This is a genomic window from Micrococcus sp. 140720015-1, from assembly GCF_053627595.1.
The window spans coordinates 173,672-198,537 of sequence record NZ_JBSEYC010000004.1; the positions used below are offsets into that span (position 1 = coordinate 173,672).

Genomic DNA, 24,866 nt, shown 5'->3' on the forward strand with positions numbered 1-24,866 from the left:
GAGGCGTGGCCCATGAGCGAGCAGGACCCCACTCCCGCCCCGGCCCGTCCCGCCCCGGTCCGGCCCCGCAGCCGGATCGCACGCCTGACCGGCCGGCACGCCACCGAGTACTCGCCCCTGCTCGAGCCGCTGATGCGCACGGTGCGGCAGCGAGCCACCAAGACCGAGCTGGCCGAGATCGTCCGCGCCTTCGAGGTCGCCCGCGCGGCACACGAGGGGCAGATGCGGCGCTCCGGGGACCCGTACATCACCCACCCCGTCGCGGTCGCCACGATCCTCGCCGAGATCGGCGTGACGGGCCCGACGCTCCTGGCGGCCCTGCTGCACGACACCGTCGAGGACACGGACTACTCCCTGGAGCGCCTGCGCGCCGACTTCGGCTCCGAGGCCGCCCTCCTCGTGGACGGCGTGACCAAGCTGGACAAGGTGACCTACGGCGCCGCGGCGCAGGCCGAGACCGTGCGCAAGATGGTCATCGCCATGGCCCAGGACGTGAACGTCCTGCTCATCAAGCTCGCCGACCGGCTGCACAACGCGCGGACGTGGCGGTACGTCTCCCCGGAGTCCAGCGCCCGCAAGGCCCAGGAGACCTTGGACATCTACGCCCCGCTGGCCCACCGGCTCGGCATGAACACCGTCAAGTGGGAGCTCGAGGACCTCTCCTTCGCCGCCCTCAAGCCCAAGATGTACGCGGAGATCGTGCGCCTCGTGGGGGAGCGGAACCCGGAGCGGGAGAAGCACATCGCGGCGCTGCGCACCGTGATCGAGGAGCACCTGCGCGAGCACCGGATCCGGGCGACCGTCACCGGACGGCCGAAGCACTACTACTCGATCTACCAGAAGATGGTGACGCGCGGGAAGGACTTCGACGACATCCACGACCTGACGGGCATCCGGGTGCTCGTGGACTCCGTGCGTGACTGCTACGCCGTGCTCGGCGTGATCCACGCCCGCTGGAACCCGGTCCCGGGCCGGTTCAAGGACTACATCGCCGTCCCGAAGCTGAACATGTACCGCTCCCTGCACACCACGGTGATGGTCCCGGGCGGCAAGCCGGTGGAGATCCAGATCCGCACGCAGGAGATGCACCGCCAGGCCGAGTACGGCGTCGCCGCGCACTGGCGGTACAAGGCCCAGGTCGCCGATCAGGCGCCGGTGCAGGCCACGCCGGCCTGGCTGCGCTCGGTGATGGACTGGCAGGCGGACACCCGGGACCCGGACGAGTTCCTCGCCTCGCTGCGCACCCAGATCGGGGCGGACGAGGTGTACGTCTTCACGCCGAAGGGGGAGATCCGGACCCTGCCGGCCGGCTCCACGCCCGTGGACTTCGCCTACGCCATCCACACCGACGTCGGCCACCGCACCATCGGCGCCCGGGTCAACGGCAAGCTCGTCCCGCTGTCCACGCCGCTGAGCCACGGCGACACCGTGGAGGTCTTCACCTCGCGCGCCGAGGACGCGGGCCCGAGCCGGGACTGGCTGGGCTTCGTGGTCTCGCCGCGGGCCCGGTCCAAGATCCGTCACCACTTCGCCACGCAGCGCCGCGACGAGCAGGCCGACCGGGGACGCGAGTCGCTGACCCGTCAGCTGCGCAAGGCCGGCATGGCCGTGCAGCAGGTGCTCGGCGGCGAGGAGCTGGTGCAGGTGGCCGCGGATCTCGGCTACGCGGACCTCGACGGGCTGTTCGTGGCCCTCGGCGACGGTCACGTGTCCGCGCAGTCCGTGCAGGAACGCGTCGCGGAGCGCCTCGCCCCGCCGTCTCCGACGCAGGCCGAGCCGCAGGGCGAGCTCACCGTCGGCGAGGTGGACCTGCAGGAGCTGGTCCCGGCCCAGGCGCGGCGGGCCCCCGCGCGGGCCACCAACGACGCCGGCGTGCTCGTGGACGGCGACGGCGGCGTCATGGCCAAGCTGGCCCGGTGCTGCAACCCGGTGCCGCCGGACGCCATCGACGGGTTCGTCACCCGAGGCTCCGGGGTCTCCGTCCACCGGGTCGACTGTCCCAACCTGGCGACCCTGCTGGCCCAGGAGCCGGAGCGCCGCACCCCGGTCAGCTGGGCGCCGTCGCGGGACACCGTCTACCTGGTCGAGATCCAGATCGAGGCGCTGGACCGCAAGTCGCTGCTCTCCGACGTCACACGGGTCCTCTCCGAGAACCACGTGAACATCCTCTCGGCCTCCGTGAACACCACCCGCGACCGCGTGGCGATGAGCCGGTTCGTCTTCGAGATGGGCGACCCCCGGTTCCTCGGGCACGTGATCGACGCGGTGCGCCGCATCGACGGCGTCTTCGACGTGCACCGCACCTGAGCCTCCCGGCCTCAGTCGGGGACGTCCAGCGCCGCCAGCAGCGCGCCCAGCCGGCGCCGGGCCGCCACGACGCCGGCACGGCGGGTCCGGCGGGCCAGCCGCTCCCGCAGCCCGGCGGCGCCGTGGGCGCCGATCACGGCGGCCGCGCGCCGCGCCGCATCCGGGTCGGCGCTGAGCAGCAGGTCTTCGACCGTCCGGGCGGGCGTCGTGACCCGCACGGGGCCGAACCGGAGCACGTCGTGCTCGGCGGGGGCGACGCCCGAGGCATCGGCCGCGACGTCCGACTGCGTGAGCGTCCAGGGCAGCGGGCCCCCGCCGGCGGGGCGCCGGTGGAAGTGCGGCACGGCGGCGTGCAGCCGCCCGGGCGCCGCGCCGCCGGCCAGGATCCAGGCCGCCGACGGGCCGATCGCGGTCCAGCCGGCGGCCAGGAGCGGGCCGCCGAGGGTCCACAGGGCAGCGGCCCGGACCGCGGGATCGTCCGCCGCGTCCGGCCGCGCCCACACTCCGGGCAGCAGCGGCCGCACGGCGCCCCGCGCGCCGAGCGCCTGCAGCTCCGGCTCTGAGAAGGGGTCGCCCGCCAGCACGAGCGCACCGGTCGGGGCGGTCTCCTCGATCGTCTGGGTGGTCATGCCCGGAGCCTGCCAGAGACGAGGACGCCCCCGCGGCCGGCTGTGGACAGGCGGGCCGCGGGGGCGTGCTCGAGACGGGTGGGACTCAGCGGAGCTCGGAGGCCGAGGCCTCGAGGGCCTGCTTCCACTGCAGGCGCGCGTCGAGCGCCTCCTGGGCCTTCTTGACGGCGCGCTGATCGCCCTGGGCCTGGGCCCGGGCGAGATCCGCCTCGAGCCCGGCGATGGTCTCCTCGAGCTGCGTGAGGGCGGAGTTCGTGCGGGCCTTGGTCTCCGGGTCGGTGCGGCGCCAGTGCTCGTTCTCCGCCTGCTTGAGGGCGTCCTCGAGCTTGCGGAAGCCCTCCTCCATGCGACGGACGTCCCCGCGGGGCACGCGGCCGGCATCCTCCCACCGCCCGCGCAGCTCGTTGAGCGCGCGCCGCCCGGCCTTGACGTCCGTGAAGGGGAGCAGCTTCTGGCCGTCGGCGAGGATCTGCTCCTTCACCTTCAGGTTGGCCCCGTACTCGCGGTCGATCTCCTGGTTCGCGGCCTTGCGGGCGGCGAAGAAGACGTCCTGGGCGCCACGGAAGCGGGTCCAGAGGGCGTCGTCCTCCTTGCGGGAGGCCCGGGGGGCGCGCTTCCACTCGTCCATCAGGTCGCGGTACTTGCCGGCGGTCACGCCCCAGTCGGTGGAGGTGGACAGCTCCTCGGCGCGGGCGATGAGGCGCTCCTTGACCTGCTTGGCCTCGGCCGAGGCGGCGTCCAGCCGGGAGAAGTGGGCGCGGCGGGTCTTGTCGAACGTGGTGCGGGCGCCGCGGAAGCGCTTCCACAGGTCGTCCTCGACCGACTTGGCCAGACGCGGGCCGGCCTTCTGGGCGGCCTTCCACTCCTCGAACAGCTCCGTCATGCGCTTGGACGCGGTCTTCCAGGGCATCCGCTCGGCCGGGGTCTGGGCGAAGGTCTCGGCCTCGGCGACGATGGCCTCGCGGGTGGCCAGCTGCTCGGCCTGGGCGGCCTGCCGGGCCTCCTGTTCCGCGGCGCGGTAGTCGCCCAGGAGGGTCTCCAGGGCCGCCAGGCGGGTGCGGAGGGCGTCCATGTCGCCGACCATGTGGCGCTCGTTCACCGCGGTCGTCATCTGACCCAGCGCCCGGCCCAGCTCACCCGAGGGGGCGCCGGCGGCGATGCGCTGCTCGAACAGGGCCATCTGGGCGCGCACGTCGTCGTACTTGCGCACGAAGTACGCCAGCGCGTCCTCGGTGCTCGCGTCCGGCACCTGGCCGACCGCGTGCTCCTCCTGCCCGTCCAGCAGCGTGACGTGGCCGTCCTCGCTCACCCGGGCGAACCTGGCGGCCTCCTCCACCGGGGTGGGCGGCACGGTCGGGGCCACGACGGGGGCCGGGGCGGCGGACGCGGCGGCGGGCGTCGCGGGGCGCACGGCGGCCGGGCTGGCCTTCTTCATCGCGGCCGGGGAGGGCACGGCGGGCGCCTCGGCGGGCTGGGAGGAATCACCGTGCGCCGGGGCGTCGGGGACGATCTCGGGGACGGGACGGGCCTCGGCGGGCACGGTCGTCTCGGCGGACTCGGCCGACGCGGGGGTGGCCTCGGTGGCGGGGGACTGCTGGTCGTCGGGCTGCATGTGATTGGTCACCGCTGGAACTCTCCCTGACTGCGCCGGCGCGCCGTCGTCGAGGGATGCGGCCGGTCGGGATGGACACGAACAGGGCCAGCGTACCGGGCCGGACGGCGCCCGCGCCTAGAATGGGCCGGTGCGCCGGCGGGGGACCGTCGCGCGTCCCCGCCGTCGTCGTCTCGAAGGATCGCCATGTCCCGCAAGGCCTCCCTGTCCGGTTTCCACGAGTGGCTGCCCGCCGAGCGGCTCGTGGAGCAGCACGTGCTCGACACGCTGCGGCGGACCTTCGAGCTGCACGGGTTCGTCGGCATCGAGACCCGTGCCGTGGAGACCCTGGGCCAGCTGCTGCGCAAGGGCGAGGTGGACAAGGAGGTGTACGCGGTCTCGCGCCTGGCCGAGGACGAGGAGGTCGCCGCGGGCCTGCGCGATCCCAAGGACCCGGCCGACCCCAAGCGCCTGGCCCTGCACTTCGACCTCACCGTGCCGTTCGCCCGCTACGTCGTGGAGAACGCCGGCCACCTCGCCTTCCCCTTCCGTCGCTACCAGATGCAGAAGGTCTGGCGCGGGGAGCGCCCTCAGGAGGGCCGCGCCCGCGAGTTCACCCAGGCGGACATCGACGTCGTCGGCGACGGCGCCCTCTCGCCCCGGTACGACGCCGACGTCGCACTGGTGATGGCCGAGGCGCTCGGCGCCCTGCCGATCGGCGACTTCCTCATCCGCGTGAACAACCGCAAGCTCGCCGAGGGCTTCTACCGGGGCATCGGCCTGGAGGACACCGCCGGCGTGCTGCGCAGCATCGACAAGCTGGAGAAGGTCGGCCCGGAGGAGGTCGCGCGGCTGCTCCAGGAGGAGGTCGGCGCGAGCCCCGAGCAGGCTGCGCAGGCGCTGGCCCTGGCGGACATCCGCACGTCGGACACCTCGTTCGTCGAGCGGGTCCGCGCCCTGGGGGTGACCCACGAGCTGCTCGAGGAGGGGCTGACCGAGCTGGCCGACGTCGTCGCCACCCTGCACCGCCGCGCCCCCGGGCGCGCCGTGGCGGACCTGTCCATCGCGCGCGGCCTGGACTACTACACGGGCACCGTCTATGAGACCGTCCTGGTGGGCCACGAGCAGCTCGGCTCGATCTGCTCGGGCGGCCGCTACGACGCGCTCGCGTCCAAGGGGAACCGCGTGTTCCCCGGTGTCGGACTGTCCATCGGCGTGACGCGGCTGGTGATGCGCATGCTGTCCCAGCAGATGGCCGCGGCCTCCCGCTCCGTGCCGACCGCGGTGTACGTGGCGCTGACGGCGGACGAGGACTGGTCCGAGGCCCAGGACGTCGCGGCCCTGCTGCGGGAGCGCGGCATCCCCGCGGAGGTCGCGGTGTCCGCGGAGAAGTTCGGCAAGCAGATCAAGTATGCGGACCGCCGCGGCATCCCGTTCGTCTGGTTCATGGGTCGGGACGACGCCGGCGCGCGGGTCCACGAGGTGAAGGACATCCGCTCCGGCGAGCAGCACGCCGCGGACCCGGCCGACTGGACCCCGCCGGCCGAGGACCTGCTGCCGCAGGTCGCCCGCGCCCAGGACTGAGCGGGCGGGCCGGTGCGCCGGCCCCGGCGTGCGGCGCCGACACCCGTCCGCGCGTCGGGTCACCCGCTCCGGCGCCCGGCCCGCACGAACGCGCGCCCGCCCACCCCGATCAGGAACACGCCCGCCATCGCGGCCACGGACATCGGCGGCAGGCAGAGGGCGAGCAGCAGGCACAGGGCCAGGCCGAGCACGTTGACGGCGCGAGGGACACGCAGCGGGCGCGGCCGGGCCGGGCGGCGGCCGTCGTCGTCCCTGCGCAGCGTCAGGGCGGACAGGTTCGCCACCGCGTAGTAGACGAGCACGCCGAACGAGCTGAAGCCCACCACGGTGAGGATGTCCGTGGTGAGCAGGAGCAGGATCACGGCCAGGGCCACCGTCAGCTGAGCCGTCCACGGCGTGCCGGTCCCCGCATGGACCCGTGCCAGGGGGCGGGGCAGGTCGGCCTCGCGGGCCATGGCCAGGGCGGTGCGGGAGACGCCCGTCAGCAGGTTGAGCATGGCCCCGGCCGCGGCGAGGGCGGCGCCGGCCACGGCCACCCAGCCCCAGCCGGAGCCCAGGGCGGTCTCGAGCAGGTCGCGCACGGGCGCCGGGGACCGGGCCAGCCCGGAGATCCCGAGGCCCGAGATCAGCGCCGTGGCGAGCAGCAGGTACAGCGCCACAGTCACCGAGAGGGCGATCAGGATGGCGCGCGGGATCGTGCGTGCGGGGTCGATGACCTCCTCACCCATGGTGGCCACGCGCGCGTAGCCGGCGAACGCGAAGAACAGGACGCCCGCGCCCATGAGCACGCCCTGCACGGGGGAGTCGACGCCGAGCGCCGCGGCCGAGCCCCCGGGGGCCTCGCGCGTCAGGCCGGCGCCGATGGCCAGGACGAGCACGGCGAGCACGGGCACGAGGATCGCCGTCGTCGCCTGCGCGGTCCGCGTCACGCCCGCCATCGCCACCCCGGTGAGCACGACGACGGCGGCCACGCCCGTCCACCGGGCCGCGGCGGCGTCGTCGGGGAAGAGGTACAGGCCGAGGGTGGCCGCCATCGCGGCCACCGACGCGGTCTTGCCCGTGACGAAGCCCCAGCCGGCGACGAAGCCGGCCCACGGGTGCAGCTGCCGCCGGCCGTAGACGTAGGCGCCGCCGGACTCGGGATGGACGGTGGCCAGCTGCGCCGTGGACAAGGCGTTGCACAGGGCCGCGACGGCCGCGATCGCCAGGGCCGCGTACAGCAGGCCGGGGTGGCCGCCGGTGAGCGCGGCCGCCAGGCCGATCGCGGTGAAGACGCCTGCGCCGATCATCGAGCCGAGGCCGATCGCGACGGCGTGGAGCAGGGTCAGGCGGCGCTGCAGGGCGGCGGTCATGACGGGGTCCTCCTGGGCTGGGGCAGTGCGGACGGGGCACTAGACTGACGGGAACGGCGCGCGCCCGCCCCGCAGGCGTATCACACGGCGTCGACCATCACATGAACCCCGCACATCGTCCGGCGACCGGACGGAGAGGATCCTCGTGCTGCGCACCCACTCCCTCGGCGAGCTCAACGCCTCGCTCATCGGCCAGACCGTCACCGTCACCGGCTGGGTGGCGCGGCGGCGCGACCACGGCGGCGTGGCCTTCGTGGACCTGCGCGACGCCTCGGGCTTCGCCCAGGTCGTGGTGCGGGACGAGGCGGACTTCGATCCGCTGCGCAACGAGTGGGTCCTGCAGGTCACCGGCACGGTCGAGCGCCGCCCCGAGGGCAATGAGAACCCGAACCTGCCCTCCGGTGAGATCGAGCTGATCGCGGAGACCGTGACGGTGCTCAACACCGCCGCCGCGCTGCCGTTCCAGGTGGACGAGCACGTGGAGGTCGGCGAGGAGGCCCGGCTGCGCCACCGCTACCTGGACCTGCGCCGCCCGCAGCCCTCGCGCATCATGCGCCTGCGCTCCGAGGTCAACCGCACGGCGCGCGAGCTGCTGCACGGCGAGGGCTTCGTGGAGGTCGAGACCCCGACCCTCACGCGCTCGACGCCGGAGGGCGCCCGCGACTTCCTCGTCCCGGCCCGCCTGGCTCCCGGCTCCTGGTACGCCCTGCCGCAGTCGCCGCAGCTGTTCAAGCAGCTGCTGCAGGTGGGCGGGATCGAGAAGTACTACCAGATCGCCCGCTGCTACCGTGACGAGGACTTCCGCGCGGACCGTCAGCCCGAGTTCACCCAGCTGGACATCGAGGCCTCCTTCGTGGAGCAGGACGACGTGATCGCCCTCGGCGAGAAGATCGTCAAGGCCCTGTGGGCCCTCGTCGGTGTGGACGTGCCGACGCCGATCCGCCGCATGACCTACGCCGAGGCGATGGAGAAGTACGGCTCGGACAAGCCGGACCTGCGCTTCGGCCTCGAGCTGACGGACCTGACCGAGTACTTCAAGGACACCCCGTTCCGCGTGTTCCAGAACGAGTACGTGGGCGCCGTCGTGATGCCGGGCGGCGCCTCCCAGGCCCGCCGCACCCTGGACGCCTGGCAGGAGTGGGCCAAGCAGCGCGGCGCCAAGGGCCTGGCCTACGTGCTCATCCAGGAGGACGGCTCGCTCACCGGCCCCGTGTCCAAGAACATCTCGGACGAGGAGAAGGCCGGCCTGGCCGCCGCCGTCGGCGCGAACCCGGGCGACTGCGTGTTCTTCGCCGCCGGCAAGCCCAAGGAGTCCCGCGCCCTGCTGGGCGCCGCCCGCGTGGAGATCGGCCGCCGCTGCGAGCTGTTCACGGACGCCGGGAACGGCGTCGAGGCCAAGGACGCCGACTGGGCGTTCGTGTGGGTCGTCGACGCCCCCATGTTCGAGCCGGCCGCGGACGCCGTGGCCTCCGGCGACGTGGCCGTGGGCTCCGGCGCCTGGACCGCCGTGCACCACGCCTTCACGTCCCCCAAGCCGGAGTTCGCGAACACCTTCGACACCGACCCGGGCTCCGCGCTGGCCTACGCCTACGACATCGTGTGCAACGGCAACGAGATCGGCGGCGGCTCCATCCGCATCCACCGCCAGGACATGCAGGAGCGCGTGTTCTCCGTGATGGGCCTGTCCCAGGAGGACGCCCAGGAGAAGTTCGGCTTCCTGCTCGAGGGCTTCAAGTACGGCGCCCCGCCGCACGGCGGCATCGCCTTCGGCTGGGACCGCGTGGTGGCGCTGCTCGCCGGCACCGAGTCCATCCGCGAGGTCATCGCCTTCCCGAAGACCGGCGGCGGCTTCGACCCGCTCACCGCCGCGCCCGCGCCCATCACCGCGCAGCAGCGCAAGGAGGCCGGCGTCGACGCGAAGCCCGAGCCGAAGAGGGCCGAGGCCGCCGGGCAGCCGCAGGCGTGATCTCGCCGGGGACCGGCCGCACGGCCGCCGGCGCTCGGACTCCCCGGGCGCGGCGGCGGTGCGGCCGGTCTCCGCATCCGGGCGGGCGGACCCGGCCGCCCGCCGTCCTCCTCGGCCTGCTCGCCGCGGGGCTGCTCGCCCTGACCGGGTGCGCCGACCCCGCCCCCACGGCGCCGTCCCCCGGTACGGCTGCATCCGTGGGCCCCGCGCACGAGAGCGAGGCGGCGCCCGGGGTGGACGAGCCGGACGACCGGCCGGTCGTGCCCTTCGCCGCCCTCGACGACGACGCCCGGCGGGCGCTGCTGGGGTTGCCCGCCTCGGACGTCGGCGGGGAGGGCGCCTGCGGTCCGGCGGACGTGCGCGCGGCGCTGGTCTTCGAGGACGCGGCCCTGGGGCACCGCTACGGGACCATCACGATCACGAACGCCGGCGCCGAGCCGTGCTCCCTGCGCGGGTACCCCGGCCTCGGCGCCCGGGGCGCGTACGGCCACCGCTTCACCCCCGAGGTCCAGCAGCTGCCCTTCACCGAGGGGTTCCAGCACGGCGACGAGGGGGCCGTCGCCACGGACCTGCGGGTCCCGGCGGGCGGCGCGGCGCAGGTGCGGATCGAGTGGTCGGGGGCCCTCGGCGGGGCCGAGAGCGAGCCCCTGGGCGACCTCGTGCTGCAGCTGCACGCCGACCAGCCGCCCCTGCGCGTCGAGGACGCCGAGCGCGAGGCCGCCGACATCGGGGCGTTCACGAGCCTGCGGGTGGGGCCGTTCTCGCTCAGGTGAGCCCGGCGGCCTGCAGGTCCGCGGCGATGCGCTCGGCCTGCGCGCGATCCTCGGTCACCACCGTCCACCGCCGCCCGTCGCGCGTGCGGAGGGCCACGGCGGCGGAGCCGCCCAGGGTCAGCCGCACCCCGCCGCGCGAGGCCGCCCGCCCGGACACGGGCCAGTTGAGCCACCCATGCTGCTGCCCGTCGTCGTCCCGGACCTCCACACGGGCCAGGTCCGCCAGCGGGACCTCACGGGCATATAGGGGGCCGCGCAACCGCACGACGGCGGCGCCCCGGTCGACCTCGACCCGCAGCCGGGCGCGCAGGAAGCCGGCCTGCAGGAGGACGACCAGGAACGCCAGCGCGGCCAGGGAGGCGATCGCGGTGCCCGGGGTGCGCGCCGACGGCTCCAGGAGGGGGAGCAGGACGAGGGGCAGCGCGGCCACGCCGAGCACGCCCCAGCCGAGGGCCGCATGGCCCGGCGGCGCGGTCACCGTGTGCACGGCGGCCTCCGACGCCGGCCGGGCGGCGCCGGCGCGCCGCTTCGCGCGGGCCCGTGCGGCGGAGGGGCGGGGGTCGCCGCTCATCCGCGCCGCGGCCCGGCGAGGTCGGCGGTGTCCACGATGAGCGTGAAGGGGCCGTCGTTGACGAGGGCGACGTCCATCTGCGCGCCGAACACCCCCCGCTCCACGCGCACGCCCTCCGCCTCGAGCCCCGCGGCGAACCGCTCGTACAGCGGCTCGGCGTGCTCCGGGCGGGCGGCGCTGGTCCAGGAGGGGCGACGGCCCTTGCGGACATCCCCGTAGAGCGTGAACTGGCTGACCACGAGCGCGGGCGCACCGGCGCTGACGAGCGAGGCCTCGCCGTCGAGCATGCGCAGGGTGGCCACCTTGGCCGCCAGGGCGTCGGCCTCGGCGCCGGTGTCCTGCGTGCTCACCCCGAGCAGGATCACCAGCCCGGCGCCCTCGAAGGAGCCGACCACCTCCCCGGCGACGGTGACGGAGGCGGATCGGGCGCGCTGCAGGACGGCTTTCATGGGGTCATTCTGCCCCGAGCCGTCCCGCAGCGCGCCTGTGAGATGAGCGCCAGGCCCGCGTCAGAGGTCACTGGCGCTTGCCGCCCTTCACCGGGTCCACCTCGTACAGCGTGGTGGAGCCCGAGACCTCGTTGGCCACGATCAGCAGGGCGGTGCCCGAGGGGGAGTCGGAGGCCGGCACGAAGGCCAGGCCCTCCGCGCCCATGTCGCCCAGACCGGCGTCACCGTCCTCGCCCACGGCGTCCCAGGCCCGCTCGTTGACGTAGTCCACGTAACGGGCGTCGGTGGGATCGGTGATGTCGAAGACCATCATGCCGCCGATGCGCTCGAGGCCCACGAACGCGTACTGGCGCCCCTGCACCTCGCCGACCACCACCGACTCGGGCTCCACGCCCTTGTCGTCGGAGCGGGAGTCGAAGCTCGGGGTCTCGTCGTTGTTCGCGTTGAAGGCGTGCGCGGGCAGCTCGCCCACGGCGATCAGGCGGGCGATCTGCTCTTCGAGCATCCCGGACGAGTCGAAGAGCCGCTGCCCGTCCGCGGTGTAGATAGAGAAGCCGCGGCCGCCCAGGGCGTGCAGCTCGGTGTGGCAGCCGCGCTCGGCGTCGTAGCCGAGGTCGGTCAGGACGTTCAGACGGCCGAGGGCCTCGTTCTTCTGCAGGGCCTTCGCGTGGGGGAACACGTCGGCGCAGAGCTCGAGGTCCTTCACCCGCTCGGCGTCCACGAAGTCGCCCCACTCACGGGAGTCGCCTTCGTTGGCGGTGACCACGAGGGTCTCGCCGCGGTACTTGTAGGTGGCCAGGCCGTCGGGCATCGGCACACCCAGCACGGGCTGGTGCGCCAGGGAGATCGCGCCGTCCTTGTCGGAGACGTCGAGCACGCCCTCGGTGGACCAGTCGGTCAGCTGCAGGGCCCAGAAGTCCGCGAGGGAGGCGGACGCCAGGTCCACCGCCACCACGGCGTTCGCCTCCTGCACGGAGACGTACGCGGTGCGGCCGGTCGGGTCGATGGAGACGTACTCCGGCTCGAGGTTGCGGGCGATGCGGCCGGCCTCCTCGTGGCCGGCGGGGACGGCCACGTCCGGGCCGAAGACGCGCACGCCCTCGGGCAGGGCGGCGCCCTCGTCGTAGGCGCGGAAGTCCACGGTGCGCACAGCGTCCTGGCCCAGACGGGCGAACTGCCGGGCGTTCTTCGGGACGGACACCACGGAGATCGTGCCCTCGGGGTCCGCGGAGAAGTCGTCCGCCGGCTCGCCCTCGTTCGCGACCACGGCGTACGCCCCGTTCGGGGCGAGGGCCACGGAGTCCGGCAGGGCGCCCACGCGGACGCCGCCGAGGAACCCGAGGGTCCGGGTGTCGAAGAAGGCGAGCCAACCGTGGCCCGTCTTGTCCTCGGCCTCGACGGTCGCGGCCATGACGCCGCCGGCCACCGCCACCGAGTTCACCACGGCGCCGGCGTCCGTCACCGAGCCGTCCGCGGCGGGCAGTCCGGCCACGGAGAGCACGGTCTCGGCGGCGGGCGCGGCGTCCTCGCCCACGGTCAGCACGTCGATCGCGCCCTTCTGCGCGTTCACCACGAACAGGCGGCCGGTGGTCTTGTCGAAGGCCGGGATCTCGGCGGCGGAGGCGTCGAACACGCCGGTCTCGTGGGTGCCGGCGGCCGTGAGCTCGATGCTCCTGCCGGACGGGTTCGCCGCGGGCGCGGCCACGGTCAGCGGGGCGACGACGGCGGCGGACAGGGCGACCATCGAGGTCGCGGCGGCCAGGCGGGACAGGGTGCGCATGGGGATGCTCCTGGGGCGGGGGACGGGGATGCGCCCTCGAGCACACGCCACGCGGATGAACGGGATCCGTGCGGCCGGTCAACGCCCGGCCAACCCCGGGTGACCCCCGGGGCACGCGCGTCGGGGCGGGCGACGGGGCCGCGCGCCGTCGTCGTGCGCCGTCGTCGTGTCCGGGGCGGGGCCTAGGCTGGGGGCACCATGGCTGACCTCTTCTCCGCGGCGCACGAGTCCGACGACGACGGCCCGGCCGGCACCGTGGCCGCCCCGCACCCCGGCGCGCCGCTGGCCGTGCGCATGCGCCCGCGCACGCTGGATGACGTGCTGGGCCAGCGGCACCTCATGCGGCCGGGCTCCCCGCTGCGCAAGCTCGCCGAACCCGATCCAGACTCCGCCGCGGGCCCGAGCTCGGTCATCCTGTACGGGCCGCCGGGCATCGGGAAGACGACGCTGGCCCACGTGATCGCCCGCGCCCCCGGGCGCACGTTCACGGAGCTGTCCGCCATCACGGCCGGCGTGAAGGACGTGCGGCAGGTGATGGAGCAGGCCCAGCGCGAACGCGACCTCTACGGCCGCACCACCGTCCTGTTCCTCGACGAGATCCACCGGTTCTCCAAGGCGCAGCAGGACGCGCTGCTGCCCGGCGTCGAGAACCGCTGGGTCGTGCTCGTGGCGGCGACCACGGAGAACCCGTCCTTCTCGGTGATCGCACCCCTGCTCTCCCGGTCGCTGCTGCTCACGCTGCGTCCCCTCACGGACGACGACATCGTCGGGCTGCTGGACCGTGCCGTCACCCAGGAGCGCGGGCTCAACGGGGCCGTGGTGCTCGAGGACGACGCGCGGGACTACCTGGTGCGGATGGCCGGCGGCGACGCGCGGCGGGCGCTCACGGTGCTGGAGGCCGCGGCCGGCGTCGCCCTGGACAAAGCGCGTGAGGCCGGCCGGGCGGGGGAGGGCGCCGTCGCGGTCACGGAGGAGGACGCCGCCCAGGCGATGGACCACCACGTCCAGCGCTACGACAAGGACGGCGACCAGCACTACGACGTGATCAGCGCCTTCATCAAGTCCATCCGCGGCTCGGACGTGGACGCGTCGATGCACTATCTCGCCCGGATGCTGGAGGCGGGGGAGGACCCCCGGTTCATCGCCCGGCGGCTGATCATCTCCGCGTCCGAGGACGTGGGCATGGCCGACCCGACCGCGCTGCAGACCGCCGTGGCCGCCGCCCAGGCCGTGCAGCTGATCGGCATGCCGGAGGGACGCATCATCCTGGCGCAGGCCGTGACGCATCTGGCCACCGCGCCGAAGTCCAACGCGAGCTACACCGCCGTGAACGAGGCGATCGCGGACGTGCGGGCCGGCCACACGGGCGGGGTGCCGGCGCACCTGCGGGACGCGCACTACCCCGGCGCGGCGGCCCTCGGCCACGGCCAGGGCTACGTCTACAGCCACGACGAGCCGCACGCCGTGGCGCGCCAGCAGTACGCCCCGGACCCGCTGGTGGGCAAGGACTACTACCGGCCCAAGCCCATCGGCCACGAGAAGCGGCTCGTGGAGCAGGTGGCCGCGCTGCGCCGGATCGTCCGGGGGCAGTGAGGGGCGAGCGACGGTGGGCGCCCTCCCGCCCGCCGCAGAGTGGTCACGACACGCCGCGTCGTCGGGGCGCAGACGGCGTGTCGTGACTACAGCGTGGGCGCCGACCCGGCTCTGGTAGAGTGGTCCGCTGTCTGGCAGGCGCTGCGCCCCGGACGCATCCCCCTCGAACGGTCCACGGGACACCCGCGTGCCCGGTCGAGGGACGCGCAGCGCATCAGTGGATGACGGGCGGCGGCACGCCCCTCAGCTCTCCTCAGGATCGCGGGGAGGCCAGGTTCGAGTCCCCTTGACCCGTGCGCCCCGGCGCTCGGACGAGACCTCGAGACAAACCCGAACCGTGCCGCACGTCAAGGAAAGGCAGGTCCACCATGAGTGGCAACCTTCGCACCCGCCGCACCGTGCGGCACTCCCGCGCCCTGGGCATCGCGCTGACCCCCAAGGCCGAGAAGTACATGGAGCGTCGTCCGTACGGCCCCGGCCAGCACGGCCGCGCCCGCCGCAAGCAGGACTCGGACTACGCGGTGCGCCTCAAGGAGAAGCAGCGTCTGCGCGCCCAGTACAACATCCGCGAGGCCCAGATGCGCCGCTACTTCGAGGAGGCCAAGCGCACCGCCGGCCTGACCGGTGAGAACCTGGTCGAGCTCCTCGAGCAGCGCCTTGACGCCCTCGTGCTGCGCGCCGGCTTCGCCCGCACCATCCAGCAGGCCCGTCAGCTCGTCGTGCACCGCCACATCATGGTGGACGGCAAGCGCGTGGACGTCCCCTCGTTCCGCGTGAAGGAGGGCCAGATGATCCACGTGCACGAGCGCTCGGAGAAGATGGTCCCCTTCCAGCTGGCCGCCGCCGGCGCCCACCAGCAGGTCCTGCCCGCCACCCCGGGCTACCTGACCGTGGAGATCGAGAAGCTGCGCGCCACCCTCACCCGTCGCCCGAAGCGCTCCGAGGTCCCCGTGACCTGCGAGGAGCAGCTCGTGGTCGAGTACTACGCGCGCTGATCCGCCCCGTCCGGGCCCGTCCCGGACGACGGCGCCCCGCGCGTCCCGCAGGCCCGGTCACCTCTCGGAGGTGGCCGGGCCTGCGGCGTCCCCGGGCCCGCCGCCGGGGATCGGCGCCGCGCCCGGTAAGGTGGGGCCGGAATCCCTGCCGTCCGAAGGAGGCCCCGCCATGCTCCGCTCGTTGCTGCTCGTCGGCGCCGGCGCCGCGTCCGGCTGGTTCGCACACCGCGCCCTCGGCGACCGTGCCCACCCGGCCACGGACGGGACCGACGCGCCGACGTCGGGCCCCGGCTCCGCCGGGGGGCGCGCGGGGTTCTCCGCCCGCCTGGACCCGGAGCGTCTGGCCCGCCAGGCCGGCGAGGCCGCCGCCGACGCCGCGGCGGCCGCTCTGCAGGACGGCGCGCGGCGCCTGGCCGACCGCGTGCGCTCCCAGGCCCCCTGGGCCGCCCCCTACCTGCCCCACACGGGGCCGATCATCTCCGGGGAGACCGTGGAGCCGCCGTCACACGGCGCCGCCCGCCCCCAGACCACCACCACGCAGAAGGACACCCCCGCATGAAGTCCCAGGAGATCGCCCGCCGCTGGACCGCCTTCTTCGAGTCCAGGGGGCACCGCGTGGTGCCGTCGGCGTCGCTCGTCTCGCCGGATCCGTCGCTGCTGTTCACGGTGGCCGGCATGGTCCCGTTCATCCCGTACTTCCTGGGGGAGCAGACCCCGCCGAGCCCGCGCGCCGTCTCGGTGCAGAAGTGCATCCGCACCGCGGACATCGAGGAGGTCGGCAAGACCGTCCGCCACGGCACCTTCTTCCAGATGTGCGGCAACTTCTCCTTCGGCGACTACTTCAAGGAGACGGCCATCCCGATGGCCTGGGAGCTGCTGACGTCCTCGGTCGAGGACGGCGGCTTCGGCCTGGACCCCGAGCGCCTCTGGGTCACCGTGTACCGCGAGGACGACGAGGCCGAGCGCATCTGGCGCGAGGACGTGGGCGTCCGTCCCGAGCGCATCCAGCGCATGGGCAAGGACGACAACTACTGGAACACCGGCCAGCCCGGCCCGGGCGGCCCCTGCTCGGAGATCTTCTACGACCGCGGCCCCGCGTACGGCGTCGACGGCGGCCCGGCCGCGGACGACACCCGCTACATCGAGATCTGGAACCTCGTGTTCATGCAGTACCGCCTCTCCGCGGTGCGCTCGAAGGACGACTTCGACATCGCCGGCGAGCTCGAGCACAAGAACATCGACACCGGTCTCGGCCTCGAGCGGCTCGCCATGATCCTCCAGGGTGTGGAGAACATGTACGAGACGGACCAGGTCCGCCCCGTGCTCGACCGCGCCGCGCAGCTGGCCGGCCGCGCCTACACCTCCACCGAGGACCCGGCCGACCCGCACTACGACGACGACGTCCGCCTGCGCATGGTGGCCGACCACGTGCGCTCGGCCCTGATGCTGATCAGCGACGGCGTGCGCCCCGGCAACGAGGGCCGCGGCTACGTGCTGCGCCGCCTCATCCGTCGCGTGGTCCGCGCCCTGCGCCTGATGGGCGTCACCGAGCCCGTGTTCCCCGAGCTGCTGCCGGTCTCCCGGGACGCGATGAAGGGCACCTACCCGATGGTCGCGGACGAGTTCGAGCGCATCTCCCGGATCGCCTACGCCGAGGAGAAGGCGTTCCTGCGGACCATCGCCGCGGGCACGGCCCGTCTCGAGGCCGCGGTGGGCCAGGCCCGCTCGGCGGGCGGCGGCATCGCGGGTCCGGACGCGTTCGAGCTGCACGACACCTACGGCTTCCCGATCGAGCTGACGCTGGAGATCGCGGAGGAGGCCGGCGTCGCCGTGGACGAGGCCGGGTTCCGCGCCCTCATGGCCGAGCAGCGCGACCGCGCCCGCGCGGACGCCAAGGCCAAGAAGGCCGGCCACACGGACACCGCCGTGTACCAGCGCCTGCGCGCCGAGGGCCAGACCCACTTCACCGGCTACACCGAGCACACCACCGAGTCCGTGGTGCGCGGCCTGCTGCAGAACGGTGAGGAGGTCGCGTCCGCGGGCGCCGGCACGGAGCTCGAGCTCGTCCTGGACGCCACGCCGTTCTACGCGGAGTCCGGCGGCCAGGCCGCGGACACCGGCCTGATCACCGGCGACGGCTTCCGCCTCGAGGTGCTCGACGTGCAGGCCCCCGTGAAGGGGCTGTCCGTGCACAAGGTCAAGGTCCTCGACGGCGAGGTCGCCGCCGGCGCGCAGGCCCTCGGCGCGATCGACCTGCAGCGCCGCCTCGACGGCGAGAAGGCCCACTCCGGCACCCACCTGGTGCACGCCGCGCTGCACCAGGTCCTCGGCCCCGAGGCCACGCAGTCCGGCTCCTTCAACAAGGAGGGCTACCTGCGCTTCGACTTCCGCTGGGCTGAGGCGCTCTCGGCCGGGGCCCGCTCCGAGGTCGAGGACGTGGTGAACATCGCCATCCGCGACGACCACGCCGTGCTCACCCAGGAGATGAGCCTCGAGGAAGCGCGCGCACTCGGCGCGATGAGCCTGTTCGGCGAGAAGTACGGCGACCGGGTGCGCGTCGTGGAGATCGACGGCGCCTGGTCCCGCGAGCTGTGCGGCGGCACCCACGTGGGCCGCACCGCCCAGATCGGCTCGCTGACCCTGCTCGGCGAGCAGTCCGTGGGCTCGGGCAACCGCCGCGTCGAGGCGCTTGTCGGCCTGGACTCGTTCCGCCACCTCGCCGCGGAGCGCACCCTCGTCTCCGAGCTCTCGGAGATGTTCAAGGCCCCGGCCGAGGAGCTCAAGGACCGCATCGGCGCCACCCTGGACCGGCTCAAGGCGGCCGAGAAGCAGGTCGCGGAGCTGCGGGCCCAGGCGCTGCAGGCCCAGGCCGGCCAGCTCGCCGGGCAGGCCCAGGACGTCACGACGTCCGCCGGGACGTCGGTGCGGGTGCTGGCGCACCACGTCGGCGACGTGGCCGGGGACCAGCTGCGTTCCCTCGTGCTGGACCTGCGCGCCCGGATCGAGTCGGCCGGCGGCAACGCGGCGGGCACGCCCGTGCTCGTGGCCCTCACGGCCGAGGCCAAGGGCCGGCCCCTCGTGGTCGTGGCGACCAACGAGGCCGCCCGCGCGGCCGGCCTCAAGGCGGGCGCCATGGTCAAGATCGCCACCGGCGTGCTCGGCGGCGGGGGCGGAGGCAAGGACGACGTCGCCCAGGGTGGCGGCCAGGACGTCACGCGCGTCGGGGACGCGCTGGACGCCGTCGTCGCCGCGGTGCGCGCGGTCTGAGGCGGACGTGAGCGCAGGTCAGGACGGGGCCGCTGTGGTGACCGACGCCGTGCGCCGGGGGCGCACCCTCGGCGTCGACGTCGGCCGTGCCCGCGTGGGCGTCGCGTCGGCCGATCCCGACGGCCTGATCGCCACCCCCGTGGCCACCCTGCGGCGGGATGCGCGTCGACGTCGTGACGTGGACGAGCTCGTCGCCCACGCACGCGAACTCGACGTCGTCGCCGTGTACGTCGGCCTGCCGGTGAATCTGCGGGGCGAGCACACGCCGTCCACGCAGGACGCCCTCGACTACGCGGACGCCGTCGCCGCCGCCCTGGTCGAGGCGGGCCACCCCGTGCCGGTCCGGTTCGTCGACGAGCGGCTCAGCACGGTCTCCGCGCAGGCCGGACTGCGGGCCGCGGGCCGGACCGTCAAGGACAGCCGCGGCGTGATCGACCAGGCGGCCGCCGTCGCGATCCTGCAGGCCGCCGTGGACGAGCAGCGCCGCACCGGACGCTGGGCCGGCCAGGACCGGGAGCAGATCCGGTGACCGGCGACCACCAGCACGCGCGGCGTGAGGACCACTGGGACGATCTGCTCGACGACGAGGCCGACGTCCACGACGACCTCGACGTGTTCGGCTTCGCCCACGACGAGGCGGACGAGGCCGATCTCGGCGCCCCGTCCCAGTCGGTCGACGCGGCCGGCCCACGCCGGCCTCGCACGTTCCTGCGTCGCCGGGGCACCGGGTCCCATCCGGCCCCGCGGGTCGACCGCGCCGCCGGCCGGCGGCGGACGGCGCTGGTGCTGGGCACGGTGCTCGTGGCGTTCGTCGTCGTGGTCGGGCTGATCGTGCGCGGCTTCCTGAGCGGCGCCGACCACACGGCCGTCGAGGGTGACGAGGTGACGTTCTCGGTGGAGCCGGGCGAGGACCTGGGCTCCGTGGCGGCGCGCCTGGACCGGGCCGGCATCGTGGCCTCCGCCCGTGCGTTCGAGCGCGCTGCCCGGGACACGGACAGCGGTCTCGTGCGGTCGGGGGACTTCGTGCTGCGCGAGCGGATGCCTGCAGCCGACGCCCTCGCGGTGCTCCAAGGCGCCACGGACGGGGCCGTGCACTACGTGCTCGTGGAGCGCGGGCGGCGACTCACCGAGGTGCTGGACGCCGTCGCCGAGGCCACGGGGCTGCCCCGCGAGGAGCTCGAGGCCGCCGCCCAGGACCCGACCCGCTACGGCGTCCCCGCGGAGGCGGGCACGCTCGAGGGCTGGCTCGACGCGGGGGAGTACCGCCTCCCCGTCGACGCGACCGCCGAGCAGGTGCTCGACGCCCTGATCCGGCCCACCCTCGCCGAGCTCGACGCCCTCGACGTCCGCGACCCGGCCGAGCAGCAGCGCGTGCTCACGATCGCCTCCATCCTCGAGGCGGAGGCCCTGCCTCAGGACTACCGGCAGGTCGCCGGCGCCATCGAGAACCGCCTCGCCCCGGACAACACCGAGACGCACGGGCTCCTGCAGATCGACGCCACCGTCACGTACGGCCTCGGCGTGCGCAGCCTCAGCTTCACCTCGGGCCAGCGGCAGGACGCCTCGAACCCCTACAACACGTACGTGCACCCGGGCCTGCCGCCGGGTCCGATCGGCATGCCCTCCGACGCGGCCGTCGAGGCCGCCCTCGACCCGGCCGAGACGGACGCCTACTACTGGGTGACCACGGACATCGGCACCGGCCACACCGAGTTCTCCCGCACCTATGAGGAGCACCAGCAGCACGTGCGCACCCTGCAGCGCTACTGCGCGTCCAATCCGGGGGTGTGCTGATGCGCCCCGTGCTGCGCGCGGCGGTCCTGGGCCGGCCGATCGCCCACTCGCTCTCTCCGGTGCTGCACGCGGCCGCCTACCGGGTCCTGGGCCTCGACGTCGACTACGGCCGCCGAGACCTGGGCGAGGACGAGGTGCTCGCCTTCGCGGCCGAGCACCTCGGCGCCCCGGGCGCGGCCGACGGCGGCGCGGCCGCGGCCCGTGGGCAGGACTGGCTCGGCTGCTCCGTCACCATGCCGCTGAAGCGCGCGGTCGTCGCCGCCGCCGGGCACGTCAGCGACCGCGTCCGGCTCCTGGGCACCGCGAACACCCTCGTGCGCGACCACCCCGCCGCCCCCGGGGTCGTCCACGCGGAGAACACGGACGTGGACGGCATCCTCGGCGCCCTCGCCGCGGCCGGCCTCGACCGTGCCGCCCGGGGCGGGACCGTCGGCGTCCTCGGGAACGGGGGGACCGCGACGGCGGCCGTCCTCGCCGCCGCCACGCTCGGCGCGGACGCGGTGCTCTTCGGCGTCCGCGACGCCGCCCGCGCCGCCGAGGTGACGGCCCTGGCCGACGCGCTCGGGCTGCGCTGGGCGACCCTGACCCAGGCGGATCTGCTCCGGCGGGCGCCGGGGCTGCGTGCCGTCGTCGCCACCCTGCCGCCGCGCGCCGCAGACGCCCTGGCCGCACACGTGCCGGCCGACGCCGCCCTGCCGCCCCTGCTGGACGCGGCCTACGACCCGTGGCCCTCCGTGCTGGCGGCCGCCTGGTCCCGGGAGGGCGGTCCGGTGGCGTCCGGGCTGTCCATGCTGCTGCACCAGGGCGTCGAGCAGGTCCGGCTGTTCACGGCCCGGCCCCGCGCCGCGGCCGGGATGCCCGGGCCGGACTGGGCGGCGGTGACGCGCGCCGCGGCGGACGCCCTGGGCCCGGCCGCCGGCTGAGCGCCGGACGCCGGATCCGGCGCGTCCCGTCCGGTCACACGTGACGGCGCGGTGCCCCGTGCGTGAGAGACTGCACGCCATGGTGCGCTGGTTGACAGCGGGGGAGTCTCACGGCCCCGCGCTCACAGGAATCGTTGAGGGACTGCCGGCCGGGATCCCGGTCACGACGCAGGACGTGCAGGACGCGCTCGCGCGCCGCCGCCTGGGGTACGGGCGCGGCGCGCGCATGAAGTTCGAGCAGGACGCGGTGACGATCCTCGGCGGAGTCCGCCACGGCCGCACCCTCGGCTCGCCCGTGGCGATCCAGGTGGGCAACACGGAATGGCCCAAGTGGGAGAAGGTGATGGCCGCCGACCCCGTCCCCGCGGAGGAGCTCGACGGTCTGGCCCGCAACGCGGCGCTCACCCGCCCGCGGCCCGGCCACGCCGACCTGACCGGCATGCAAAAGTACGGCTTCGACGAGGCCCGCCCCCTCCTCGAGCGCGCCTCCGCCCGGGAGACCGCCGCCCGCGTGGCCCTGGGCACCGTGGCCCGCGCATTCCTCGGCGAGCTCGGCGTGCGGATCGTCTCCCACTCCGTGGCCTTCGGGGAGGCGGCCCTGCCGGAGGGCCACCCGTTCCCCGTCCCCGAGGACGAGGCCCGTCTCGACGCCGACCCGGTCCGCTGCCTCGACCCGCAGACCTCGGCGGCGATGGTCGCCGAGGTCGACGACGCCCACCGCGCCGGGGAGACCCTCGGCGGCGTCGTGGAGGTGCTGGCGTACGGCGTGCCGATCGGCCTGGGCTCCCACGTGCACTGGGACCGCCGCCTCGACGCGCGGCTGGCCGGGGCGCTCATGGGCATCCAGGCGATCAAGGGCGTGCAGGTCGGCGACGGGTTCGCCACGGCCGCCCGACGCGGCTCCGCCGCCCACGACGGGATCGCCCGCGGTGCGGACGGTCGGCCCCGGCGCACGAGCGACCGGGCCGGCGGCATCGAGGCCGGCATGTCGACGGGCGAGCTGCTGCGCGTGAGCGCCGCGATGAAGCCGATCGCCACGGTGCCGCGTGCGCTGCCCACGGTCGACGTCGCCACGGGCGCGGAGACCACGGCCCACCATCAGCGCTCCGACGTGGCGGCCGTGCCCGCCGCGGGCATCGTCGCCGAGGCCATGGTCGCCCTCGTCCTGACCGATGCGATGCTCGAGAAGTTCGGCGGCGACTCCGTGGCCGAGACGCGCCGCAACCTCGAGGCGTTCCAGGCCGCGGTCCCCGCCCTGCCGGAGCCGGGCGCCGACGTCGTGGCGGACGGCCCGATGGGCGACCCCCTGCCGTGACCGACACCCCCGGGACCGCGTCGGCCCCGGGACCGGACCCGAGCACGCGTCCCGTCCCCGGGCCCGTCACCGTGTGCCCGTGGGAGGGCATGACCGGCGCCCTCGAGGCGCGCCTGACGGCCGCGGCCACGGTGGCCGCCGCGGCCGACGAGGACCCGGACGCGCGCCCGGCCCGCCGGGTCGTCCTCGTCGGCCCGATGGGGGCCGGGAAGACGACGGTCGGCCGGGCCCTGGCCGCCGTGACCGGGCTGCCCTTCGTGGACTCCGACGAGCTGTTCACCCAGGTCCACGGCCCGATCCCCGAGTTCTTCACCGCGCACGGCGAGGCCGCGTTCCGGGCGGAGGAGGCCCGCGTCATCGGCCATGTGCTCGGCCGTCCCGCCCCGTGCGTCCTCTCGTGCGGCGGCGGCGCCGTCGTGCATCCGGGCACCCGCCGCGCGCTGGCCGGTCCGGACTCCGACGTCGTCTACCTCGCGGTCGGAGAGGACGAGGCGCTGCGCCGCGTGGGCGGCGGCACGGGCCGCCCCGTCCTGGCCGGCGACCCCGCCGGGACCTGGCGGCGCATCCTCGCCGAACGCGAGGGCCTGTACCGCGAGGTCGCCGACCTCGTGCTCGACACCACAGGCCTGACGGCCGCCGAAGCGGCCTGGCGTATCGTGGGGGACGCCCACCGCCCCCGAAGGAGTGAGTCACACCCATGACCGACCGTCAGCCGGACATCACCGAGCAGGAGACCCCGGGGGCGGCGCCCGCGGCCGCTCCGGCCGCACCCGAGGACGTGACGGTCATCCCCGTGGCCGGCGGCCACGAGGCGGCCGTCCACGGCGGCTACGACGTGGTGGTGGGCCGGGGCCTGCTCGCGCGCCTGCCGGACATGCTCGGCCCGACCGTCCGACGCGTGCTGGTCATCCATCCGCGCGCCCTCCGGGCGACCGGCGACGTCGTCAAGAACGACCTCGAGGCCGTGGGCCTGACCGCACTGACCGCCGAGATCCCGGACGCCGAGGAGGGCAAGCACCTGCAGGTGGCCGGGTTCTGCTGGCAGGTGCTCGGCCAGAACGACTTCACCCGGTCGGACGCGATCGTCTCCGTGGGCGGCGGCGCCGTGTCCGACCTGGCCGGCTTCGTGGCGGCCACGTGGCTGCGCGGCGTCCGCGTCGTGCACATGCCCACCACCCTGCTGGGCATGGTGGACGCGGCGGTGGGCGGCAAGACCGGCATCAACACCGCCGAGGGCAAGAACCTGGTGGGGGCGTTCCACAATCCGGCCGGCGTCCTGGCGGACCTGGACACGCTGCTCACCCTGCCGGCCAACGAGCTGATCTCCGGCCTGGCGGAGGTCGTGAAGTGCGGCTTCATCGCCGACCCCGCGATCCTCGACCTCATCGAGGAGGACCCGGCCCAGGCCCAGAACCCGCACTCCGCGCGGCTGCGCGAGCTGATCGAGCGCTCGATCCGGGTGAAGGCGGACGTCGTCTCCCGCGACCCCCGCGAGTCGGGCGCCCGCGAGACGCTGAACTACGGCCACACGATGGGGCACGCGATCGAGCTCGCCGAGCGCTACCAGTGGCGCCACGGCGCCGCGGTGTCCGTGGGCCTGGTCTTCGCGGCCGAGCTGGCCCGCTCCCTCGGCCGGCTCGACGACGCCACCGCGGACCGCCACTGGTCGGTGCTGACGGCCCTGGGCCTGCCCGTCTCCTACCGCGGGGACCGGTGGCAGACCCTGCTCGAGGGCATCCGCCGGGACAAGAAGAACCGCGGGGACCAGCTGCGCTTCGTCCTGCTGGACGGGCTCGCGCAGCCCACCACCGTGGACATCCCGGACGCGTCCCTGCTCTTCGCGGCGTACCAGGAGATCGCGGAGTGAGCCGCCGCTGACCCCGGCCCCGCGCAGGGCCTCCCGTAGACTGGCCCGCGCACATCCAAGACCCCACCCACTGCAGGCGGACCCGTGACGGTCCGCGAGACCGATCGGGA

The 24,866-nt window shown here is 74.7% G+C and carries 20 protein-coding genes; 14 read left to right on the top strand and 6 right to left on the bottom strand.

Going from position 1 to position 24,866, the window contains the following annotated elements; all coding sequences use genetic code 11:
- Positions 1-12: 12 nt before the first annotated feature.
- Positions 13-2,307, top strand: coding sequence for a RelA/SpoT family protein (locus ACUXPL_RS08160; RefSeq protein WP_454183134.1), 2,295 nt, complete (start codon positions 13-15; stop codon positions 2,305-2,307).
- 11 nt (positions 2,308-2,318) lie between these two features.
- On the opposite strand, the gene ACUXPL_RS08165 is transcribed toward ACUXPL_RS08160, so the two are convergent.
- Together ACUXPL_RS08165 and ACUXPL_RS08170 are read right to left on the bottom strand one after the other, a co-directional pair.
- Complete coding sequence (locus ACUXPL_RS08165; protein WP_180535681.1) at positions 2,319-2,936, bottom strand: hypothetical protein; 618 nt, start codon at positions 2,934-2,936, stop codon at positions 2,319-2,321.
- Between the two features lie 85 nt (positions 2,937-3,021).
- Positions 3,022-4,560, bottom strand: coding sequence for a DUF349 domain-containing protein (locus ACUXPL_RS08170; protein WP_180535680.1), 1,539 nt, complete (start codon positions 4,558-4,560; stop codon positions 3,022-3,024).
- 174 nt (positions 4,561-4,734) lie between these two features.
- Here ACUXPL_RS08170 and hisS point away from each other — a divergent pair, with 174 nt between their 5' ends.
- Positions 4,735-6,111: a histidine--tRNA ligase gene (gene hisS / locus ACUXPL_RS08175; RefSeq protein ID WP_180535679.1), complete on the top strand. Its 1,377-nt coding sequence runs from the start codon at positions 4,735-4,737 to the stop codon at positions 6,109-6,111.
- A gap of 59 nt (positions 6,112-6,170) precedes the next feature.
- Here hisS and ACUXPL_RS08180 read toward each other — a convergent pair whose 3' ends face one another.
- Positions 6,171-7,463 carry an APC family permease gene (locus ACUXPL_RS08180; RefSeq protein ID WP_454183138.1) on the bottom strand — a complete coding sequence of 431 codons (1,293 nt, stop codon included), beginning with the start codon at positions 7,461-7,463 and terminating at the stop codon, positions 6,171-6,173.
- Positions 7,464-7,608: 145 nt separating this feature from the next.
- Here ACUXPL_RS08180 and aspS point away from each other — a divergent pair, with 145 nt between their 5' ends.
- Positions 7,609-9,429: an aspartate--tRNA ligase gene (gene aspS / locus ACUXPL_RS08185; RefSeq protein WP_454183140.1), complete on the top strand. Its 1,821-nt coding sequence runs from the start codon at positions 7,609-7,611 to the stop codon at positions 9,427-9,429.
- Between the two features lie 197 nt (positions 9,430-9,626).
- Complete coding sequence (locus ACUXPL_RS08190; protein ID WP_180535676.1) at positions 9,627-10,202, top strand: DUF4232 domain-containing protein; 576 nt, start codon at positions 9,627-9,629, stop codon at positions 10,200-10,202.
- On the opposite strand, the gene ACUXPL_RS08195 is transcribed toward ACUXPL_RS08190, so the two are convergent.
- The 3 genes from ACUXPL_RS08195 to ACUXPL_RS08205 form a co-directional block, all read right to left on the bottom strand.
- Positions 10,195-10,773: a hypothetical protein gene (locus ACUXPL_RS08195; protein ID WP_060775684.1), complete on the bottom strand. Its 579-nt coding sequence runs from the start codon at positions 10,771-10,773 to the stop codon at positions 10,195-10,197. The two genes, ACUXPL_RS08190 and ACUXPL_RS08195, sit on opposite strands and share 8 nt — an antisense overlap.
- A complete protein-coding gene (gene dtd, locus ACUXPL_RS08200; protein ID WP_180535675.1) occupies positions 10,770-11,222 on the bottom strand; it encodes a D-aminoacyl-tRNA deacylase in 453 nt (150 codons plus the stop codon). The genes ACUXPL_RS08195 and dtd overlap by 4 nt, the downstream gene beginning before the upstream one ends.
- 67 nt (positions 11,223-11,289) lie before the next feature.
- On the bottom strand, positions 11,290-13,002 hold the full coding sequence (locus ACUXPL_RS08205; RefSeq protein ID WP_060775682.1) for a choice-of-anchor I family protein: 1,713 nt from the start codon (positions 13,000-13,002) through the stop codon (positions 11,290-11,292).
- 198 nt (positions 13,003-13,200) lie between these two features.
- Between ACUXPL_RS08205 and ACUXPL_RS08210 the strand changes: the two genes are divergently transcribed.
- The 10 genes from ACUXPL_RS08210 (at position 13,201) to aroB (ending at position 24,756) form a co-directional block, all read left to right on the top strand.
- Positions 13,201-14,595 carry a replication-associated recombination protein A gene (locus ACUXPL_RS08210; RefSeq protein WP_454183143.1) on the top strand — a complete coding sequence of 465 codons (1,395 nt, stop codon included), beginning with the start codon at positions 13,201-13,203 and terminating at the stop codon, positions 14,593-14,595.
- A gap of 368 nt (positions 14,596-14,963) precedes the next feature.
- Positions 14,964-15,590 carry a 30S ribosomal protein S4 gene (gene rpsD, locus ACUXPL_RS08215; protein ID WP_010078585.1) on the top strand — a complete coding sequence of 209 codons (627 nt, stop codon included), beginning with the start codon at positions 14,964-14,966 and terminating at the stop codon, positions 15,588-15,590.
- A gap of 169 nt (positions 15,591-15,759) precedes the next feature.
- Positions 15,760-16,149, top strand: coding sequence for a hypothetical protein (locus ACUXPL_RS08220; RefSeq protein ID WP_180535673.1), 390 nt, complete (start codon positions 15,760-15,762; stop codon positions 16,147-16,149).
- Positions 16,146-18,857, top strand: coding sequence for an alanine--tRNA ligase (gene alaS / locus ACUXPL_RS08225; RefSeq protein ID WP_454183145.1), 2,712 nt, complete (start codon positions 16,146-16,148; stop codon positions 18,855-18,857). The genes ACUXPL_RS08220 and alaS overlap by 4 nt, the downstream gene beginning before the upstream one ends.
- A 7-nt stretch (positions 18,858-18,864) precedes the next feature.
- The gene (gene ruvX, locus ACUXPL_RS08230) at positions 18,865-19,386 is read left to right on the top strand and encodes a Holliday junction resolvase RuvX (protein ID WP_454183147.1); all 522 of its coding nucleotides are present in this window, start codon (positions 18,865-18,867) and stop codon (positions 19,384-19,386) included.
- Complete coding sequence (mltG, locus tag ACUXPL_RS08235; protein ID WP_454183149.1) at positions 19,383-20,651, top strand: endolytic transglycosylase MltG; 1,269 nt, start codon at positions 19,383-19,385, stop codon at positions 20,649-20,651. Before ruvX ends, mltG begins: the two co-directional genes overlap by 4 nt.
- The gene (locus ACUXPL_RS08240) at positions 20,651-21,574 is read left to right on the top strand and encodes a shikimate dehydrogenase family protein (RefSeq protein WP_454183369.1); all 924 of its coding nucleotides are present in this window, start codon (positions 20,651-20,653) and stop codon (positions 21,572-21,574) included. The genes mltG and ACUXPL_RS08240 overlap by 1 nt, the downstream gene beginning before the upstream one ends.
- A gap of 79 nt (positions 21,575-21,653) precedes the next feature.
- Positions 21,654-22,889: a chorismate synthase gene (gene aroC, locus ACUXPL_RS08245; RefSeq protein WP_454183371.1), complete on the top strand. Its 1,236-nt coding sequence runs from the start codon at positions 21,654-21,656 to the stop codon at positions 22,887-22,889.
- Positions 22,886-23,590, top strand: coding sequence for a shikimate kinase (locus ACUXPL_RS08250; protein WP_454183151.1), 705 nt, complete (start codon positions 22,886-22,888; stop codon positions 23,588-23,590). Before aroC ends, ACUXPL_RS08250 begins: the two co-directional genes overlap by 4 nt.
- Positions 23,587-24,756, top strand: a complete 1,170-nt coding sequence (gene aroB / locus ACUXPL_RS08255; RefSeq protein ID WP_257643110.1) for a 3-dehydroquinate synthase — start codon at positions 23,587-23,589, stop codon at positions 24,754-24,756. Before ACUXPL_RS08250 ends, aroB begins: the two co-directional genes overlap by 4 nt.
- Positions 24,757-24,866: the final 110 nt, after the last annotated feature.

Excerpts from the sequence above, each read along its gene's own strand:
- aroC (WP_454183371.1), top strand. The coding sequence starts at position 21,654 with ATGGTGCGCTGGTTGACAGCGGGGGAGTCTCACGGCCCCGCGCTCACA.
- dtd (WP_180535675.1), bottom strand. The coding sequence starts at position 11,222 with ATGAAAGCCGTCCTGCAGCGCGCCCGATCCGCCTCCGTCACCGTCGCC.
- ACUXPL_RS08220 (WP_180535673.1), top strand. The coding sequence starts at position 15,760 with ATGCTCCGCTCGTTGCTGCTCGTCGGCGCCGGCGCCGCGTCCGGCTGG.
- ACUXPL_RS08205 (WP_060775682.1), bottom strand. The coding sequence starts at position 13,002 with ATGCGCACCCTGTCCCGCCTGGCCGCCGCGACCTCGATGGTCGCCCTG.
- ACUXPL_RS08160 (WP_454183134.1), top strand. The coding sequence starts at position 13 with ATGAGCGAGCAGGACCCCACTCCCGCCCCGGCCCGTCCCGCCCCGGTC.
- ACUXPL_RS08180 (WP_454183138.1), bottom strand. The coding sequence starts at position 7,463 with ATGACCGCCGCCCTGCAGCGCCGCCTGACCCTGCTCCACGCCGTCGCG.
- ACUXPL_RS08240 (WP_454183369.1), top strand. The coding sequence starts at position 20,651 with ATGCGCCCCGTGCTGCGCGCGGCGGTCCTGGGCCGGCCGATCGCCCAC.
- alaS (WP_454183145.1), top strand. The coding sequence starts at position 16,146 with ATGAAGTCCCAGGAGATCGCCCGCCGCTGGACCGCCTTCTTCGAGTCC.
- rpsD (WP_010078585.1), top strand. The coding sequence starts at position 14,964 with ATGAGTGGCAACCTTCGCACCCGCCGCACCGTGCGGCACTCCCGCGCC.
- aroB (WP_257643110.1), top strand. The coding sequence starts at position 23,587 with ATGACCGACCGTCAGCCGGACATCACCGAGCAGGAGACCCCGGGGGCG.
- ACUXPL_RS08210 (WP_454183143.1), top strand. The coding sequence starts at position 13,201 with ATGGCTGACCTCTTCTCCGCGGCGCACGAGTCCGACGACGACGGCCCG.
- ACUXPL_RS08165 (WP_180535681.1), bottom strand. The coding sequence starts at position 2,936 with ATGACCACCCAGACGATCGAGGAGACCGCCCCGACCGGTGCGCTCGTG.
- ACUXPL_RS08195 (WP_060775684.1), bottom strand. The coding sequence starts at position 10,773 with ATGAGCGGCGACCCCCGCCCCTCCGCCGCACGGGCCCGCGCGAAGCGG.
- hisS (WP_180535679.1), top strand. The coding sequence starts at position 4,735 with ATGTCCCGCAAGGCCTCCCTGTCCGGTTTCCACGAGTGGCTGCCCGCC.